The 17447-nt window shown below is 66.8% G+C and carries 15 protein-coding genes; 10 read left to right on the forward strand and 5 right to left on the reverse strand.

Annotated features, from left to right (window positions below; genetic code table 11):
• The first annotated feature begins 47 nt into the window (after window positions 1-47).
• On the forward strand, window positions 48-2186 hold the full coding sequence (gene ppk1 / locus ACSFA5_RS22340) for a polyphosphate kinase 1 (protein ID WP_435446228.1): 2139 nt from the start codon (window positions 48-50) through the stop codon (window positions 2184-2186).
• Between the two features lie 285 nt (window positions 2187-2471).
• Window positions 2472-2933: a SixA phosphatase family protein gene (locus ACSFA5_RS22345; RefSeq protein WP_435446229.1), complete on the forward strand. Its 462-nt coding sequence runs from the start codon at window positions 2472-2474 to the stop codon at window positions 2931-2933.
• A gap of 10 nt (window positions 2934-2943) precedes the next feature.
• Here the strand turns inward: ACSFA5_RS22345 and ACSFA5_RS22350 are convergent, their stop codons facing one another.
• Window positions 2944-4464, reverse strand: a complete 1521-nt coding sequence (locus ACSFA5_RS22350) for a Ppx/GppA phosphatase family protein (protein WP_435446230.1) — start codon at window positions 4462-4464, stop codon at window positions 2944-2946.
• A gap of 262 nt (window positions 4465-4726) precedes the next feature.
• On the opposite strand from ACSFA5_RS22350, the gene pstS reads away from it, so the two are divergent.
• The 7 genes from pstS to phoR are packed head-to-tail and all read left to right on the forward strand — an operon-like array spanning window position 4727 to window position 11375.
• Window positions 4727-5761, forward strand: a complete 1035-nt coding sequence (pstS, locus tag ACSFA5_RS22355) for a phosphate ABC transporter substrate-binding protein PstS (protein ID WP_435446231.1) — start codon at window positions 4727-4729, stop codon at window positions 5759-5761.
• A gap of 31 nt (window positions 5762-5792) precedes the next feature.
• Window positions 5793-6875, forward strand: a complete 1083-nt coding sequence (gene pstC, locus ACSFA5_RS22360; protein ID WP_435446232.1) for a phosphate ABC transporter permease subunit PstC — start codon at window positions 5793-5795, stop codon at window positions 6873-6875.
• On the forward strand, window positions 6872-7756 hold the full coding sequence (gene pstA / locus ACSFA5_RS22365; RefSeq protein ID WP_435446233.1) for a phosphate ABC transporter permease PstA: 885 nt from the start codon (window positions 6872-6874) through the stop codon (window positions 7754-7756). The genes pstC and pstA overlap by 4 nt, the downstream gene beginning before the upstream one ends.
• A 13-nt stretch (window positions 7757-7769) precedes the next feature.
• Window positions 7770-8552 (forward strand): phosphate ABC transporter ATP-binding protein PstB, encoded by a 783-nt coding sequence (gene pstB, locus ACSFA5_RS22370; RefSeq protein ID WP_409168336.1) that lies wholly within the window; start codon window positions 7770-7772, stop codon window positions 8550-8552.
• A 10-nt stretch (window positions 8553-8562) separates the two neighbouring features.
• Window positions 8563-9264 (forward strand): phosphate signaling complex protein PhoU, encoded by a 702-nt coding sequence (phoU, locus tag ACSFA5_RS22375; RefSeq protein WP_435446234.1) that lies wholly within the window; start codon window positions 8563-8565, stop codon window positions 9262-9264.
• 27 nt (window positions 9265-9291) lie between these two features.
• Window positions 9292-9984 (forward strand): phosphate regulon transcriptional regulator PhoB, encoded by a 693-nt coding sequence (gene phoB / locus ACSFA5_RS22380; RefSeq protein ID WP_435438081.1) that lies wholly within the window; start codon window positions 9292-9294, stop codon window positions 9982-9984.
• A 50-nt stretch (window positions 9985-10034) separates the two neighbouring features.
• Window positions 10035-11375: a phosphate regulon sensor histidine kinase PhoR gene (gene phoR / locus ACSFA5_RS22385; RefSeq protein ID WP_435446235.1), complete on the forward strand. Its 1341-nt coding sequence runs from the start codon at window positions 10035-10037 to the stop codon at window positions 11373-11375.
• 23 nt (window positions 11376-11398) lie between these two features.
• Here the strand turns inward: phoR and ACSFA5_RS22390 are convergent, their stop codons facing one another.
• From ACSFA5_RS22390 to ACSFA5_RS22400, 3 genes are all read right to left on the reverse strand, one after another.
• Entirely contained in the window at window positions 11399-12742 is a 1344-nt protein-coding gene (locus tag ACSFA5_RS22390) for an MATE family efflux transporter (protein ID WP_435446236.1), read from the reverse strand.
• Window positions 12739-14478, reverse strand: a complete 1740-nt coding sequence (locus tag ACSFA5_RS22395; protein ID WP_435446237.1) for a hypothetical protein — start codon at window positions 14476-14478, stop codon at window positions 12739-12741. Before ACSFA5_RS22395 ends, ACSFA5_RS22390 begins: the two co-directional genes overlap by 4 nt.
• A gap of 76 nt (window positions 14479-14554) precedes the next feature.
• On the reverse strand, window positions 14555-14824 hold the full coding sequence (locus tag ACSFA5_RS22400; protein WP_435446238.1) for a type B 50S ribosomal protein L31: 270 nt from the start codon (window positions 14822-14824) through the stop codon (window positions 14555-14557).
• A gap of 183 nt (window positions 14825-15007) precedes the next feature.
• Between ACSFA5_RS22400 and ACSFA5_RS22405 the strand changes: the two genes are divergently transcribed.
• Window positions 15008-16075 carry an oxidoreductase gene (locus tag ACSFA5_RS22405; RefSeq protein WP_435446239.1) on the forward strand — a complete coding sequence of 356 codons (1068 nt, stop codon included), beginning with the start codon at window positions 15008-15010 and terminating at the stop codon, window positions 16073-16075.
• 54 nt (window positions 16076-16129) lie between these two features.
• Here ACSFA5_RS22405 and rho read toward each other — a convergent pair whose 3' ends face one another.
• A complete protein-coding gene (gene rho, locus ACSFA5_RS22410; RefSeq protein WP_435446240.1) occupies window positions 16130-17395 on the reverse strand; it encodes a transcription termination factor Rho in 1266 nt (421 codons plus the stop codon).
• Between the last annotated feature and the right edge of the window lie 52 nt (window positions 17396-17447).

The following is a 17447-nucleotide window of genomic DNA, read 5'->3' on the forward strand; positions in this document are numbered from 1 at the left end:
TTCCGCTTACGTGTGCTCCCGTGCCCCTTGCTCCAGAATCAGTGCCCATGCCATCCGCCCCCGCAGACCGGTCGCTCGCCGTCGCGGCGCCCACGTTCACGCTGCTCGACCGTGACCACAGCATCCTCTCGTTCAATGAACGGGTGCTCGACTGGGCGCACCGGCCCGAGGTGCCGCTGATCGAGCGGCTGCGCTACATGTGCATCGTGTCGTCGAACCTCGACGAGTTCTTCGAAGTCCGCGCCGCGCCGCACCTGATCGCGGGCAGCGCAGGCGACCACAAGGGCACCTACACGGTCGATTCGTTCGAGCGGCTGGCCGAGGCGGCCCACAAGCTCGTGGCGCGCCAATACGCGCTGTACAACGACGAGCTGATGCCGACCTTTGCCACGCATGGCATCCACATCATTTCGCACGGCGAGCGCAATCCGGCGCAGCGCAAGTGGGTCAGCGAGTATTTCGAGCGCGAGGTGCGCCCGCTGCTGATTCCGGTCGGGCTCGACCCGGCGCACCCGTTTCCGCAGGTGGCCAACAAGTCGCTGAACTTCATCGTGCGGCTGGGCGGCAAGGACGCCTTCGGGCGTGAAAACCCGATCCAGATCGTCAAGGTGCCGCGCGTGCTGCCGCGCCTGATCCGGATGCCGGCCAAGGTGTCGGACGGCAAGACGTTGTTCGTCGCGCTGTCGAGCGTGGTGCGCGCGCACCTGGCGAGCATGTTCGTGGGCCGCGAGGTGGGCGACTTCTCGCAGTTCCGCGTCACGCGGCATTCCGACCTGGCGGTGGACGAGGAAGACGTCAAGAACCTGCGCACTGCACTGCGCCAGGGGCTGCAGCACCGCCATTACGGGCAGGCCGTGCGGCTGGAGGTGTCGGCCAGCTGCGCCGAGTCGCTCGCGAGCTTTTTGCTGGCGCAGTTCAACCTGCCGCCGCAGTCGTTGTACCGCGTGCACGGCCCGGTCAACCTGGCCCGGCTCACGCAGTTGGCCGACCTGCTCGAAGAGCCGCAACTGCGTTTTGCACCGTATCCGGCTTCTTATCCGGTCACGCTGTCGCCCTCGCAGTCGTTCTTCGAGCGGCTGCAGCGCAGCGACGTGCTGATCCACCAGCCCTTCGAGAGCTTCGAGGGCGTGCTCGCCTTCCTGCGCGAGGCGGTGCTCGACCCGCAGGTGCTGGCCATCAAGCAGACCATCTACCGCACCGGCGCGGACTCCGAGATGATGGACTTGCTGCGCGAGGCTGTGCGCCGCGGCAAGGAAGTCACGGTGGTGGTGGAACTGAAGGCGCGCTTCGACGAAGAGGCCAACATCAACTGGGCCGAAATGCTGGAGTCGATCGGCGCGCAGGTGGTGTACGGCGTGGTCGGCCTGAAGACGCACGCCAAGATGCTGCTGGTGACGCGCCGCGAAGGCAAGCAGATGCGCCGCTACGGCCACCTGTCCACCGGCAACTACAACCCGCGCACCGCCAGGCTGTACACCGACATCAGCCACCTCACGGCCGACCCGCTGCTGACGGCCGACATGGAGGCCGTGTTCGTGCACCTGGCCAGCCAGAGCCGGTTGCCCAAGCTCAACCGCATGTGGCTGGCGCCGTTCGACCTGCACAAGAACATCGTGGCGCAGATCGATGCGCTGGGCGTGGCCGCTGCGGCCGGCCAGACGACGCGCGTCGTGGCCAAGATGAATGCGCTGACCGACGAGGAAATCATCGGTGCGCTGATCCGCGCGGGGCAGAAGGGCGTGAAGATCGACCTGATCGTGCGCGGTGCCTGCACGCTGGCCGCGCAGGTGCCGGGGCTGACCGACAACATCCGCGTGCGCTCGGTGATCGGGCGCTTCCTGGAGCATTCGCGGGTCTTCTATTTCCGCAACGGCGAAGACGAGTCGCTTTACCTGTCGAGCGCCGACTGGATGAACCGCAACATGATGCGGCGCATCGAGCTCGCCTGGCCGGTGACCGACCCGGGCCTGCGCCAGCGGCTGATCGACGAATGCCTGGTGGCGTACCTGCACGACGGGCGCGACGCGTGGGACCTGGGCGCGGACGGCACCTACACGCGGGTCGACCGCGACACGCATCCGGGCGAAGAGGGCGCCTCGCGAGCCATCGAGGCGCACGGCGCGCAGGCCGCGCTCATGAACCGTTACGCATCACTAGGGCATCTCAGAGATGCATCCAGTAACTAGGGTCTGTCATCGATCCAACGCCCGCGCGCTGGCCCCGCCATGCGGTGGATGTGAGGAGGGCGGCGCAGTCCATGGTCAACCATGGGCAAGCCGGCCGACAAAGCGGACGCCGTATGGCGGGGCCAGCCCGGAGGGAGACCCTGCTGCGCGGCGCATTGCGGCGTTGCCCTTCACTTGCGTAGCGGTGCTACGCGGCGTTCAGGGCGCCTTGCAATGCACCGCGCAGCAGGGTCTCGCGCGGGCGTTTGATCGATGACAGACCCTAACGACCGAAAGACGATGACCATGGACTTGATCTTCTGGCGCCACGCCGAAGCCGAGGACTGGACCGAGGGTTGCGACGACATGCAACGCTCGCTCACCGCACGCGGCGAGAAGCAGGCCAAGCGAATGGCCAGCTGGCTCGATCGGCAACTGCCCGACGGCACCCGCATCATCTGCAGCCCGGCGCGCCGTTGCGAGCAGACGGCGATGGCCCTGGGCCGCAAGTTCAAGCTGCGGGAAGAACTGTCGCCCGAGACCACGCCCGAAGCACTGCTCGGCGCGGCCGGCTGGCCCAGCGGCAAGTCGGTGGTGCTGATGATCGGCCATCAGCCCTCGGTGGGGCAGGCGATCTCGCTGTTGCTGGGCCTCAAGCAGGACAGCTGCCCGGTGCGCAAGGGCGCGCTGTGGTGGATCCGCACACGCGAACGCGACGGCGACGTGCAGACCATCGTGGTGACGGTGCAGTCGCCCGAGCTGCTCTAGCTTTCTTCGCTCAGGCCCCGCTGAGCTCCACGCGCCAGCTGCTGGTTTTTTGCCAGGCCAGCACTTCCTCGCGCAGCAGGTGCGCCGACTGCGGATAGGCGTCGGCCCAGTCCGGCGCGCACACGATCGTGAAGGCCCGTGCGCCCAGCGCCGCGAGATGCAGCGCCTGCGGATCGGGGTCGCGGCGCGCATGGCAAAGAATGAGCGCGAGGCGCAGCGCCAGCAGTTGCATGACGAAGGTCTCGTCGTCCAGCGCTGCCTCCAGCTTGCGCAGCTTGCCGCGCTGGCCCAGCACCAGTTGCGCCAGCGCATGCATTTCGTTCACCGCGAACCCGGGCGCGTCGGTGTTGTCGAGGATGTAGGCACCGTGCTTGTGATAGTCGCTGTGCGAAATTTGCGTGCCAATTTCGTGCAGCTGCGCCGCCCAGCCCAGCTTGCGCAGCGCGCGGCCCGCGCGGTTGGCCGTGCTGCTGCCTCGCGCGGCGGGTGCCAGTTGAACGAACAATGCCGCGGCCGTGTCGCCCACGCGCCTGGCTTGCGCCGTGTCGACGGCAAAGCGATTCGCCAGCCGCGCCACCGTGGCGGTGCGCATGTCGGCCACGCTGTCGTCGCGTTCCAGCAGTTCATAGAGCACGCCGTGGCGCAGCGCGCCCTGGGCAACCTTCATTTCGTCGATGCCGAGCAGGTCGAACACCGCGCGCAGCACGCTCACGCCGCCGCCGATGACGGCCTTGCGGTCGTCGCGCATGCCGTCGATGCGCAGCTTGTCGACGCTGCCTGCCTTCAGGAGGCGGTCGAGCAGCCAGTCGAGGCCTTCGCGCGTGACCTTTCCGGGCTCGGCACCGGAGGCCGCCAGCACGTCTCCGACGGCGCCGATGGTGCCCGAGGCGCCGTACGCCACGTCCCACTGGTCGCGGGTATAGCTGGCGAGCGCGTCGTCGAGCACCGCCTTGGCGGCCACTTCGGCGGCGCGGAAGGCGGCGGCGGTGAACTGGCCTTCGCCGAAATGCTTCATCGACCAGGCGACGCTGCCGACGCGGTACGACTCCATGCGGTCGGCCACCAAGGCCTGGCCGATGATCATTTCAGTAGAGCGCCCGCCGATGTCGACCACCAGCCGGCGTTCGCTGTCCGAGGCGTCGGTGTGCGGCAGCATGTGCGCCACGCCCTGGTAGATCAGCCGGGCTTCTTCGCGGCCCGGGATCACGTCGATGCCGAAGCCCAGGATGGTGCGTGCGCGCAACAGGAACTCTTCGCGGTTGCGGGCTTCGCGCAGCGTTTGCGTGGCCACGGCCCGAACCTGCGAGCGCTTGAAGCCGGCCAGGCGTTCGCCGAAGCGGGCCAGGGCGTCCCAGCCGCGCTGCATGGCTTCGGTCGTCAGGTTGCGCGCGCTGTCCAGGCCGTTGCCCTGGCGCACGGTTTCCTTGAGGTATTCGGTGCGTTGGATCTGGCCGTGGTCGACCTGTCCGATTTCGAGCCTGAAGCTGTTCGAGCCCAGGTCGACTGCTGCGAGGCGGGTGCCGTTTTGCATGTTGTTCTGATGAAGAAGGCGGGTGCCCTGGAGTTCGATCGTAGCGCCGTGACAGCGCGCGCGGCCTCCCGTTTTCGCGCAGCGGCGAGGCTCGCAAGGCTAGGCGCGGCACATGACGGTTATGTGACAGCGTCACACGCGCCACGGGGTGAATCACGGCATTTTCCCTCGACAGCGGGGTGTCACACCGATGTCACACAAGGTTTTTAGAGTCCGTGCCAAGCCCTCAAAGGGACTACTTCTTACTTCTAAAGGAAGCTTCATGAAAACGACGTTCAAATTTGCAACCGCCGGCCTGCTGGCCGCGATGTTCACCATTCCCGCCTTCGCACAGGACGTGACCGGCGCCGGCGCCAGCTTCCCCGCACCGCTGTACGCCAAGTGGGCTTCGGACTTCAACAAGGCCACCGGCGTCAAGATCAACTACCAGTCGGTCGGCTCGGGTGCCGGCCTGAAGCAGATCGAAGCCAAGACCGTCGATTTCGGCGCTTCCGACGCTCCCCTGAAGGACGACGAACTGCAAGCCAAGGGCCTGATGCAGTTCCCCACCGTCATCGGCGGCGTGATTCCCGTGGTCAACATCGTGGGCATCAAGCCGGGCGAACTGAAGCTCAACGGCCAGGTGCTGGGCGACATCTACCTGGGCAAGATCACCAAGTGGAACGACCCCGCCATCAAGGCGCTGAACGGTTCGCTGGCCCTGCCTGACGCCGCCATCGCCCCGGTTCGCCGCGCCGACGGTTCGGGCACCAGCTTTCTGTTCACCAACTACCTGAGCAAGGTCAACGCCGAGTGGAAGACCAAGGTCGGCGAAGGCACGGCCGTGAACTGGCCCACCGGTGCGGGTGGCAAGGGCAACGAAGGCGTCGCCGCCTTCGTGAGCCGCCTGCCCAACTCGATCGGCTACGTGGAGTACGCCTACGTCAAGCAGAACAAGATGACCTACGCCCAGCTGCAGAACGCCGCCGGCAACTTCGTCTCGCCCGACGACACCGCCTTCAAGGCCGCCGCCGCCGCCGCCGACTGGAACAAGAGCTTCTACCAGGTGCTGACCAACCAGGCCGACAAGGGCGCATGGCCCATCACCGGCGCGACCTTCATCCTGCTGCACAAGGTGCAGGACAAGCCCGCCAATGCGACCACCGTGCTGAAGTTCTTCGACTGGGCCTACAAGAGCGGCGACAAGACGGCCGACGACCTCGACTACGTGCCGATGCCTGACGCCGTGAAGGCCACCATCGCCAAGGCGTGGGGCGATGTGAAGGACGCGTCGGGCAAGGCCGTCGCGTTCAAGTAAATCCAACCCATCAGCCCAGACCGGCGCGCCCATGAGCAACTCCTCGCTCAAGGACGCGCCGCTTTCGTCTTTGCCGGAGCGACCTGTGTCATCCACCTTTCCCGCCGCTGCCACCTCTCTCGACCTCTCGGCCGAGCGCGGTCGCGCCACCGCCCCACCGCCGCCCGTGAAGGCACCGCGTTCCGGCCCCATGGCCGACCGCCTGTTCGGCTGGGCCGCCAAGGGCGCCGCCCTGCTGACGCTCGCGATGCTCATCGGCATCCTGCTGTCGCTGATCGTCGGCGCCTGGCCCGCCATTTCCAAGTACGGCCTCGGCTTTCTCACCAACAGCACATGGGACCCGGTGAAGGAGGAGTACGGCGGCCTGGTCATGATCTACGGCACGCTGGCCACCTCGTTCATCGCGCTGGTGATCGCCGTGCCGGTGAGCTTCGGCATTGCGCTGTTCCTGACCGAACTCTCGCCCAACTGGCTCAAGCGGCCGTTGGGCACCGCCATCGAGCTGCTCGCAGCCGTGCCGTCCATCGTGTACGGCATGTGGGGCCTGCTGGTGTTCGGCCCGATCCTGTCGACCTGGGTGCAGCAGCCGCTGCAGAAGCTGTTCGCCGGCGTGCCGTACCTCGGCGCCCTGGTGTCGGGCCCGCCCGTGGGCATCGGCATTCTGTCGGCCGGCATCATCCTGGCGATCATGATCATTCCGTTCATCGCCTCGGTGATGCGCGACGTGTTCGAAGTGACGCCGCCGCTGCTGAAAGAGTCGGCCTACGGCCTCGGCTCGACCACCTGGGAAGTCGTTTCCAAGGTGGTGCTGCCCTACACCAAGGCCGGCGTGATCGGCGGCATCATGCTCGGCCTGGGCCGGGCGCTGGGTGAAACGATGGCGGTCACCTTCGTGATCGGCAACATGAACCAGCTCAACTCGCTGTCGGTGTTCGAGGCTGCCAACAGCATCACCTCGGCACTGGCCAATGAATTCGCCGAAGCCGGCGCGGGCCTGCACCAGGCCGCGCTGATGTACCTCGGCCTTGTCCTGTTCTTCATCACCTTCGTCGTGCTGACGCTCTCGAAGGTGCTGCTGGCGCAGATGAAGAAGAGCGAAGGGACCAAATCGTGAGCACTGCTCAAAACCTCATGAACGCACAGGCGCTGACCGAGATGCGCCAGGCGCGTTTTGCTTCGCGCAACCGCGTCAACAAGATCGCGCTCACGCTGTCGCTCGCCGCGATGGTGTTCGGCGTGTTCTGGCTGGTGTGGATCCTGTGGGAAACGCTGCGCCTGGGGCTGGGCGGCCTGGCGCTCGCCACCTTCACCGAAATGACGCCACCGCCCAACGAGGTGGGCGGCATTGCGAACGCCATCTTCGGCTCGTTCGTGATGGTGGGGCTCGCGACCTTCGTGGGCACGCCGATCGGCATCATGGCCGGCATCTACCTGGCCGAATACAACACCAAGGGCTGGCTCGCCTCGGTCACGCGCTTCGTCAACGACATCCTGCTGTCGGCGCCGTCGATCGTGATCGGCCTGTTCGTCTATGCGGTGGTGGTGGCCTACTTCAAGAGCTTCTCTGGGCTGGCCGGTGCGCTCGCACTCGCGCTGATCGTGATCCCAGTGGTGATCCGCACCACCGAGAACATGCTGCAGCTGGTGCCCCCGGGCCTGCGCGAAGCCGCCTACGCGCTGGGTGCGCCGAAGTGGAAGGTCATTCTGAGCATCACGCTGCGCGCCGCACGCGCCGGTGTGGTCACGGGCATCTTGCTGGCCGTGGCGCGCATCGCGGGTGAAACCGCGCCGCTGCTGTTCACCGCATTGAACAACCAGTTCTGGACCGCCGACGTGAGCCAGCCGATGGCCAGCCTGCCGGTCACGATCTTCAAGTTCGCGATGAGCCCGTACGAGAACTGGCAGAAGCTGGCCTGGGCCGGCGTGTTCCTGATCACCGTCGCCGTGCTCGCCCTCAACATCCTGGCGCGTGTGCTGACGCGCAACAAACACTGAAGAAGAAGCTTTCATGCCTACCACCGTCGCACCCCAACCCTCGCGCTCGAAGCTCTCGGTCAAGGACCTGAACTTCTACTACGGCAAGTTCCACGCGCTCAAGGGCATCAACCTCGAGATTCCCGAGAACAAGGTCACGGCCTTCATCGGCCCGTCGGGCTGCGGCAAGTCGACCTTGCTGCGCACCTTCAACCGCATGTTCGAGCTGTACCCCGAGCAGCGTGCCGAAGGCACCATTGCGCTGGACGGCGAGAACCTGCTCACGTCCAAGCAGGACGTGGCGCTGATCCGCGCCAAGATCGGCATGGTCTTCCAGAAGCCCACGCCGTTCCCGATGTCGATCTACGACAACATCGCCTTCGGCGTGAAGCTGTTCGAGAGCCTCTCGGCCAGCGACATGGACGACCGCGTCGAATGGGCCCTGAAGAAGGCCGCGCTGTGGACCGAAGTGCGCGACAAGCTGCAGCAAAGCGGCTCGGGCCTCTCGGGCGGCCAGCAGCAGCGCCTGTGCATTGCGCGCGGCATTGCCATCAAGCCCGAGGTGCTGCTGCTCGACGAACCCTGCTCCGCGCTCGACCCGATCTCCACCGCGAAGATCGAAGAGTTGATCGCCGAGCTGAAAAACGAGTACACCGTGGTCATCGTGACCCACAACATGCAGCAGGCCGCGCGTTGCAGCGACTACACCGCGTACATGTACCTGGGCGACCTGATCGAGTTCGGCGCGACGGAACAGATGTTCTTCAAGCCGCAGCGCAAGGAGACCGAGGACTACATCACCGGCCGTTTCGGCTAAGGAGACAACCATGACTGAAAAACATTTGTCCAGCCAGTTCGACAGCGAACTCAACGGCGTGTCGTCGCGCGTGATGGAACTCGGCGGCATGGTCGAGTCGCAGATCCACACGGCCGTGTACGCGCTGCTGCAGTTCGACGTGGAAGCCGCCGACCGCGTGATGGAAACCGAGAACCGTGTCAATGCGATGGAAATCGACATCGACCGCGAGCTCTCGTCGATCATCGCGCGCCGCCAGCCGACGGCACGCGACCTGCGCCTGCTGATTGCGATCAGCAAGACCACCGCCAACCTGGAACGCGTGGGCGACGAGGCCAACAAGATCGCGCGCATGGTCAAGTCGATCATCGAGAGCGGCTCGGCGCGCGCGCTGCCCACCACCGAGCTGCGCATTGCGGCCGACCTGGCTTCGGGCCTGCTGCGCAAGGCGCTCGACGCCTTCGCGCGCCTGGACACCGCCGCCGCGGTGTCGATCCTGAAGGACGACGACCTGATCGACAAGGAGTTCGACGGCTTCGTGCGCAAGCTGGTCACCTACATGATGGAAGACCCGCGCACCATCTCCGCCAGCCTGGACCTGCTGTTCCTGGCCAAGGCCATCGAACGCATCGGCGACCACGCCAAGAACATCGCCGAATTCATCATCTACATCGTCAAGGGCGCCGATGTGCGGCACACTTCGATGCAGGAAATCGAGTCGGCGCTCCTGTAACGGCGGCGGCAGACTCCCTCAAACAACATGAAGAAACCCCGAGTCCTGATCGTCGAAGACGAGTCCTCGATCGCCGAGCTGATTGCCGTCAACCTGCGCCACAACGGCTTCGAGCCGATCTGGTCGGAAGACGGCGCTGCAGCCCAGCGCGAGATCGACGCGCTCCTGCCGGACCTGATCCTGCTCGACTGGATGCTGCCCGGCCAGAGCGGCCTGCAGCTCGCGCGCCAGTGGCGCAAGGACCCGCGCACCAAGGCCATTCCGATCCTGATGCTGACCGCGCGCGGCGACGAGCCTGACAAGGTGGCGGGCCTGGACGCCGGTGCCGACGACTACATCACCAAGCCCTTTTCCACGCAGGAAATGCTGGCGCGCATCCGTGCGGTGCTGCGCCGCCGGGCCCCTGAAGTGGTCACGGAGCGCGTGGAAATCGGCGAGCTCGCGCTCGACACCTCCACGCACCGCGTGACCTGGCAGGGCGGCGCGCTGAAGGTCGGGCCGACCGAGTTCAAGCTGCTGGCCTACCTGATGCAGCACGCCGAGCGCGTGCACAGCCGGGCACAACTGCTCGACAAGGTGTGGGGCGACCACGTCTACATCGAGGAACGCACGGTCGACGTGCACGTCAAGCGCCTGCGCGAATCGCTGGGCGCGGCCGCGCCGATGGTGGAAACCGTTCGCGGCGCGGGCTATCGCCTGACGGCCCAGGTCACGGTCTGAGCGCCGTGCCGTCGGCGTCGCCCGATGGCAGGCGCGGATAATCGCCCGCGATGCCTTTTCGTATTGCTACATTTTTAATAGCGTCTCTCGCAATAGCGACGGGCGTTATCGCCGTTTTCGGCTGGAAATACGGTTGGCTGGGTGCCTGGCTGGGCGCTTTGCTGTGGCTGGCGCTGGACGCCTGGCGCGCCGAGCGGTTGCTGCAGGTGCTGCGCAACGATGCGGCGGGCCTGCCCACGCGTGGACCGGGTGTGTGGGGCGAGTTGTCGGAGCGCATCCGCAAGCTGCTGCGCGAGCGCGAGCAGCAGACCCGCCAGGCCGAAGACCGGCTGCAGGAATTTCTGGCGGCCATCCAGGCGTCGCCCAACGGCGTGGTGCTGCTCGACGAGCAGGGCCGCATCGAGTGGTGCAACCAGACGGCGGCGGCCCAGTTCGGCATCGACGCCGAGCGCGACCTGGCGCAGCACCTGGCGAACCTGGTGCGCGACCCGGCCTTCGTGGCCTACCTGGCCTCGTGGAACTACAGCCGCGACGTGGTCATCGACGCGCCCGGCATCGGCCATCACGCCCACCAGCGCGGGCATGCGATGCGGCTGTCGGTGCAGGTGCATCCCTATGCGGGCAACCGCCGCATGCTGCTCACGCGCGACATCACGGCGCTGGAGCAGGCCGAGGCGATGCGGCGCGACTTCGTGGCCAACGTTTCGCATGAAATCCGCACGCCGCTGACCGTGCTGGCCGGCTTTGTCGAAACGCTGCAGAACCTGCCGCTCGATGCGGACGAGCGCATGCGCTACCTGTCGCTGATGGGGCAGCAGTCGCACCGCATGGAAACGCTGGTGAACGACCTGCTGACGCTGTCGCGGCTGGAAGGCAGCGCGGCCCCTTCGGGCAACCAGTGGATCCGCATTCGCGCGCTGCTGGCGCATTGCGAGGACGAAGGGCGCGGGCTCTCGGGCCGGCTGGCGCCGCTGGGGCACCGGTTGTCTTTCACCAGCGATGCGGAGTCCGAGGTGTCGGGCGCGCCGACCGAGCTGCAAAGCGCCATGTCGAACCTGCTGAGCAACGCCATCCGCTACACACCGGGTGGCGGCGAGGTGGCCGTGAGCTGGCGGGTGCTGCCCGACGGGCGCGGCGAATATGCCGTGAAGGACACGGGCCCGGGCATTGCCGCCGAGCATATTCCGCGGCTCACCGAGCGCTTCTATCGCATCGACCGCAGCCGCTCGCGCGAAACGGGCGGCACGGGGCTGGGGCTGGCGATCGTGAAGCACATCGCGCAGCGGCACGGCGCCGAGTTGCGCATCGAAAGCACGGTGGGCAAGGGCTCGCGCTTCGCGCTGGTGTTTCCGGCCGCGCGCGTGCGGGAAGCGCGTGTGCTGGTCAGGTAGCCGGAGGCGATTCAGGCTGCGATTCAGGCCGGCTGCCGTGCCATCGTGCGGCGCAGCAGCGCGATGAACATCAATGCCGTCAGCGCCAGCGCGCCGGCGCTCATGACCCAGAACGCCAGCGGCGACTGCATGGCCGGCCAGGGGCCGATGCCGCGGTAGGCCAGCAGGTAGCTGCCGCCCAGCCCCAGGCCCCAGAGCATGGCGCAGTAGATGAGCAGCGGCGCCAGCGTCACGCGGTAGCAGCGCAGCACGAACACGCAGAGCGTCTGCACGGCGTCCGACAGGTGGAACGCCGCCACGGGCAGCAGCAATGCCGCGGCCAGCGCCACCACGGCGGGGTTGTCCGAATACACGTTGGCAAGCTGCGAACGCAGCGCAACCAGGGTCCCCGCGAACAGCAGCGCGCACAGCACGGTCAGCTCGAACCCCAGCCGGCAGACGTGCCGGGCCTTGGCCGCGTCTCCCGCGCCGAGCCAGAAGCTCACGCGCGCGCTGGTCGCGATGGACAGCGACAGCGGCACCATGTAGGCCACCGCCATCAGGTTGGCGGCGATCTGGTGCGCGGCTGCAGCGGCCGTGCCGAGGCGGGCGATGAACAGCGCCATCAGCGTGAACGAGGTCACCTCGACCAGCACCGCCAGGCCCGCGGGCACGCCCATGCGCGCGAAGTGGCGGATCGTGCGCCAGTCGGGCGCCTCCAGGCGCTCCCACAGCCGGTAGCCGCGGTACAGGGGGCTGCTGCGCAGCAGCCAGACGGCGCAGCCCAGCATGGCCCAGTTGACGCACAGCGTCGCCCAGCCGCAGCCCACGAGGCCCATCGCCGGCAGCCCCGCGCCGCCGAAGGTGAACCACACCGACAGCGGCAGCTTCACCAGCAGGGAGCCCAGTTGCAGCCACGTCACGAGTTGTGGCTTGCCCAGGCTCTGGTTGAGCGTGCTGAACAGGCGGAACAGCAGGGCGGGCGCGAGGCCGAAGGCCAGCACGATCAGGTAGGCCTCGACCTCGCCGCGCATCTCGGGCGGCACCTGGGTCCACCGGAGCACGGCGCCCGGCGACAGCAGGACCGCCATGCCGATCACGATGGCGATGCTGGCCAGGTACAGCGATTGCCGCACCGAACGGCCGACCTCCGCGCCGCGGCCGCCGCCGTGCAGCTCCGCCCAGATCGGCAGCAAGGCCTGCAGCACACCCATCAACGACACGTACACGCTGATGAAGACGGCTGCGCCGACCGACAGGGCGGCCAGTGCGTTTTCGGAATAGCGGCCCGCAATGATGGTGTCGGTCACGCCGAAGGCCATCACGGCCAACTGGCCGACCAGCACCGTACCGGCGTGCCGCGCGATCAGGCCCCGTTCGCCGCTCACTGCGGCGGGATCTTCTGGTACAGAAGAAGGTCGTCCGCCGCGCTGCTGGGGCGGCGCAGCGTGCCGGCAAAGCGCCACTGGTCGAACGGAATGATGGTGTGCAGCCGCTCGATGGTCTCGGGACTGGCCAGCAGCCACGGGCAGTTGTTGTCCAGCAGCAGCGGCTTGACGTCGAGCTGGCCGTGGTGGCGCAGCGCCGCGATGTGGGCGCGGCTCAGGGCCAGTTCGGCCACGCAGCCGTTTCGACCGACGCGCTGGACCACAGCGTCGACCTGCGGCACGTAGCTGCGCGCATAGTCGATGGGCGGCAGCCAGAGCGTCATGAGCAGCATCCAGCACAGCGCGGTGCCGCCGGCCGGCAGCACCAGCGTCTTCCACAGGGCCGCACGGTGGCGCCCGGTGCGCCAGCGCACCAGCCAGCACCAGGCAATGGTCGCGGCCACCGCCAGCACCACGGCAATCAGCGAGAACTCGGGCACGAACCCGGGTACCAGGCGCGCCACGCTGGCGGCCGGCTTGGGCGGCACGCCGGTCTGCATCGCGATCCAGTAGACCCAGCCCAGCACGGCCAGGCCGCTGAAGAACAGCACGTTGAACCAGTCGATCAGCGCCGCCGCGCTGCGCCGGAAGGTGGGCAGGGCAAACGCGGCGAGCGTGGCGAAGGCGGGCAGGGCCAGCAGCAGCGAGCGGTCCGAGAAGTCGGTGGTCCAGGTGGCGGCCAGGGGCACCAGCGCGAACCAGAAGGGCAACGCGACATGGCGTGCCGTGAGCTGGCGCCGCCAGCGCCACAGTGTCCAGAGGGCCAGCGGCCAGACCGGCCAGGTGAACCACAGCAGGAGCTTGGCCTGGCTGCGCACGTCGCCGAACAGCGAGCCGCCGGTCATGGTGATCTTCCATGTCGGCAGCTTCAGGGCGAACACCAGCACGGCGGCCAGCACCGTGACGCCGACCATCGTGAGGAAGGCGCCGCGCGTGTAGCCGGGGCTGCTGTCGTCGCCACTGAATGCGTCCTTGGCGAGGCGCGCGGCCACCAGACGGCGCTCGTAGGCGATATAGAGCGCGCTTCCGGTGGCCAATGCAAGGCCGACGGTGGGCGCGCCGCTCAGGGTGATGCCGAGCGTGCCCACGGCCAGTGCCGTCACCGGGCCGGCCCGGCGGTAGGGCAATGCGGCAACGCCGTAGAACAGGTACGAGGCGAAGAAGAGCTGCGCCAGCGCGGGCGTGGTTTCATGGCCGAGCTGGGCCAGGCCGAGGCAGGCGATCAGCGCAAGCAGGCCGCCGTCGGCAATGGCGCGCGCATAGTCGGTCGGGCGCGCCTCGCCACCGAAGGCGAAGGCCACGGGCTGCGCGCGCGCGGTGCGGGCCAGGTAATACACGGCGTACCAGGTGGCCGTGAATGCGCCCCACAACAGGAACGCGAACACGATGCGCACGGCCAGGTCGGGGTTCAGCCACGACGGGGCGATCTTGATGGCCAGGGCACCGATCCAGTAGGGGAGCAGCGCGGGCGTTTCCGGGCGCAGGCCCAGCAGCATCGGATCGAACCAGCGCGCGATGCCTTCGGCGGTGTGGGCCAGTTCGGCCATGTAGCCGAAGGCGGTGATGTCCGCGCTCTTCCAGGGGCCCCGGCCGACCAGGCCCGGCAGCAGATAAGCCGCGCACAACAGGAGCAATGCGATGCGCGGCAGGCGGCGCACGGCATTCTGGGCAACGATGGCGGGGGTGGGCTGGTTCAAGTGGCGAAGGGCGGGAGTCGGAAAGAAAAAGGGCAGCGCGGTAAACCGGGCTGCCCTCTACGCAAAAGCGCGTGCTTTACTTCGAAGCCGTGCCGGTGGTCTTGCCGAAGCGGTTGCGGAACTTCTCGACGCGACCGCCCATGTTGTCGACCGACTTTTGCGTGCCGGTGTAGAACGGGTGCGATTCGCTGGTGGTGTCCAGCTTGTACATGGGCAGCTCGCGGCCGTCGTCGGTCTTGCCCATTTCCTTGGTGTTCGCGCACGAACGGGTCACGAACTTGAAGCCGTTCGACATGTCGACGAACAGGATGTCGCGGTAATTGGGGTGGATGCCTTCTTTTGCCATGGTGTTTCCTTTTGCGCTGTTGGAATCAATGCGCGGTCGATGCGAGAGCCACCAGCATGCCAGTCGTCTGGCGCGCTGCCCCAGACAAGCCGGGGAGGCCGGACCAAGCTGCCCAGCCGCACTTTTCGCGGAGCCCATGATTATCGCATACTGCCCCATTTTCGAGCAAACCGGGACGCCTCCATGACTTTCAGACCCCTGCGTGCCGGCCTCGTCGGCTACGGTTTTGCCGGCCAGACCTTCCATGCCCCGGTACTTTCCGCCGTGCCGGGGCTCGAACTGGCGGCCGTGGCCAGTTCGCAGCCGCACAAGGTGCACTCCGATTGGCCGGGCGTGGCCGTGGTGCCTGACGTGGCGGCGCTCGCGGCCCGGGCGGACATCGACCTAGTGGTAGTGGCCACACCGAATGCCGAGCACTTTCCGGTCGCCAAGGCGGCGCTGGAGGCAGGCAAGCACGTGGTGGTGGACAAGCCCTTCACCCTCGACGCGATGCAGGCCCGGGCGCTGGAGGCGTTGGCGCAACGTCACGAGCGTGTGCTGAGCGTCTACCAGAACCGGCGTTTCGACGCCGATTTCCTGACGCTGAAAGACGTTCTGGCCAGCGGCGAGTTGGGCCGCCCTGTGTACCTGGCGTCGCATTTCGACCGTTTCCGGCCCGAGGTGAAGGTGCGCTGGCGCGAGCAGGCCGTGCCGGGTTCGGGCCTCTGGGTCGACCTGGGCGCCCACCTGGTCGACCAGGCCGTGCAGTTGTTCGGCCGCCCCGACACGCTCCAGCTCGACAAGGCCGTCCTGCGCGATGGCGCAGTGGTCGAAGACTACTTTCATGCGGTGCTGCGCTACGACAGCGGCCCGCATGCGCCTTTGCGCGTGGTGCTGCATTCGACGACGCTGGCGGCGCACGCCGCGCCGCGCTACATCCTTCACGGCACGCGCGGGAGCTACGTCAAGCACGGCGTCGACACCCAGGAAGATGCGCTGCGTGCCGGCCAGCGGCCACCGTCCGAAGGGTGGGGCGCCGATCCGCTCGACGGCGAACTCACGCTGATCGGCTGCGACGGGACGACCAGCACGCGTGCCGTGCCCACGCGCTCGGGCAACTATGTCGACTACTACGCCGCGGTGCGCGACGCGATCCTGGGCCAGGGACCGAACCCCGTGCCGCCGGAGCAGGCGGTCGCATTGATGGAGCTGCTGGACATCGGCCGCCAGAGCGCCCATGAGGGCCGCGCGATCGACACCGCGCGCCCATGAAAAAAGCGCGTTGACCCGTAAGGGCCAACGCGCTTTTGCGACAGAGCGTGGTGCTCAGCCGCCGCGACGCATCATGTCGAAGAACTCGACATTGGTCTTGGTCGCCTTCATGTTCTTGAGCATCAGCTCCATCGACTCGATCTCGTCCATGTTGTACATGAGCTGGCGAAGGATGCGGGTCTTCTGCAGGATCTCGGGCGCCAGCAGCAACTCTTCGCGGCGCGTGCCGCTGCGGTTGAGCTGGATCGAGGGGAACACGCGCTTTTCGTACAGGCGGCGGTCCAGGTGGATTTCGGAGTTGCCGGTGCCCTTGAACTCTTCAAAGATCACTTCGTCCATGCGGCTGCCGGTGTCGATCAGCGCGGTGCCGATGATGGTCAGCGAGCCGCCTTCTTCCACGTTGCGTGCGGCGCCCAGGAAGCGCTTGGGGCGCTGCAGTGCGTTCGAATCGACACCGCCGGTAAGCACCTTGCCCGAGGAGGGCACGACGTTGTTGTAGGCGCGCGCCAGGCGGGTGATCGAGTCCAGCAGGATCACCACGTCCTTCTTGAGTTCGACCAGGCGCTTGGCGCGCTCGATCACCATTTCGGCGACGTGCACATGGCGCGCTGCGGGCTCGTCGAAGGTCGAAGCAATGACTTCGCCCTTCACGGTGCGCTGCATTTCGGTCACTTCTTCAGGGCGCTCGTCCACGAGCAGCACCATCATGTGCACGTCGGGGTAGTTGGCGCTGATCGCGTGGGCGATGTGCTGCATCATCACCGTCTTGCCGCTCTTGGGCGGCGCCACGAGCAGGGCGCGCTGGCCTTTGCCGATGGGGGCGATGATGTCGATGATGCGGCCCGTGATGTTCTCTTCGCTCTTGACACCGTCGCGTTCCAGCTTCATCTGTTCCTTGGGGAACAGCGGCGTCAGGTTTTCGAACATCACCTTGTGCTTGTTCTGCTCGGGCGGACCGTCGTTGACCTTGTCGAGCTTGGTCAGCGCGAAGTAGCGCTCGCCGTCCTTGGGCGTGCGCACTTCACCTTCGATCATGTCGCCGGTGTGCAGGTTGAAACGGCGCACCTGGCTGGGCGAGATGTAGATGTCGTCCGTGCTGGCCGTGAAGCTGGTGTCCGGGCTGCGCAGGAAGCCGAAGCCGTCGGGCAGGATTTCGAGCACACCGTCGGCGAAGACCTGCTCGCCCGCCTTGGCCCGCTTCTTGATGATCGCGAACATCAGCTCCTGCTTGCGCATGCGGCCGACGTTTTCGATCTCAAGCGCTTCAGCTTGCTTGAGGACTTCAGACACGTGGAGTGCCTTGAGTTCGTTTAAGTGCATGGAATGACCCCTCGCGGGGTAATCGAACGGAAAACGGGGGGAGGTTGAATGT

It is taken from the genome of Variovorax monticola, from assembly GCF_051216855.1.
Classification (GTDB): Bacteria; Pseudomonadota; Gammaproteobacteria; order Burkholderiales; family Burkholderiaceae_C; genus Variovorax.

Bases quoted from the DNA above. Each gene is read 5' to 3' on its own strand.
- ACSFA5_RS22345 (WP_435446229.1), top strand. From the start codon at position 2,472: ATGGACTTGATCTTCTGGCGCCACGCCGAAGCCGAGGACTGGACCGAG.
- phoB (WP_435438081.1), top strand. From the start codon at position 9,292: ATGAAGAAACCCCGAGTCCTGATCGTCGAAGACGAGTCCTCGATCGCC.
- ACSFA5_RS22400 (WP_435446238.1), bottom strand. From the start codon at position 14,824: ATGGCAAAAGAAGGCATCCACCCCAATTACCGCGACATCCTGTTCGTC.
- ACSFA5_RS22350 (WP_435446230.1), bottom strand. From the start codon at position 4,464: ATGCAAAACGGCACCCGCCTCGCAGCAGTCGACCTGGGCTCGAACAGC.
- ACSFA5_RS22405 (WP_435446239.1), top strand. From the start codon at position 15,008: ATGACTTTCAGACCCCTGCGTGCCGGCCTCGTCGGCTACGGTTTTGCC.
- pstC (WP_435446232.1), top strand. From the start codon at position 5,793: ATGAGCAACTCCTCGCTCAAGGACGCGCCGCTTTCGTCTTTGCCGGAG.
- rho (WP_435446240.1), bottom strand. From the start codon at position 17,395: ATGCACTTAAACGAACTCAAGGCACTCCACGTGTCTGAAGTCCTCAAG.
- phoU (WP_435446234.1), top strand. From the start codon at position 8,563: ATGACTGAAAAACATTTGTCCAGCCAGTTCGACAGCGAACTCAACGGC.
- ppk1 (WP_435446228.1), top strand. From the start codon at position 48: ATGCCATCCGCCCCCGCAGACCGGTCGCTCGCCGTCGCGGCGCCCACG.
- phoR (WP_435446235.1), top strand. From the start codon at position 10,035: ATGCCTTTTCGTATTGCTACATTTTTAATAGCGTCTCTCGCAATAGCG.
- pstS (WP_435446231.1), top strand. From the start codon at position 4,727: ATGAAAACGACGTTCAAATTTGCAACCGCCGGCCTGCTGGCCGCGATG.
- pstB (WP_409168336.1), top strand. From the start codon at position 7,770: ATGCCTACCACCGTCGCACCCCAACCCTCGCGCTCGAAGCTCTCGGTC.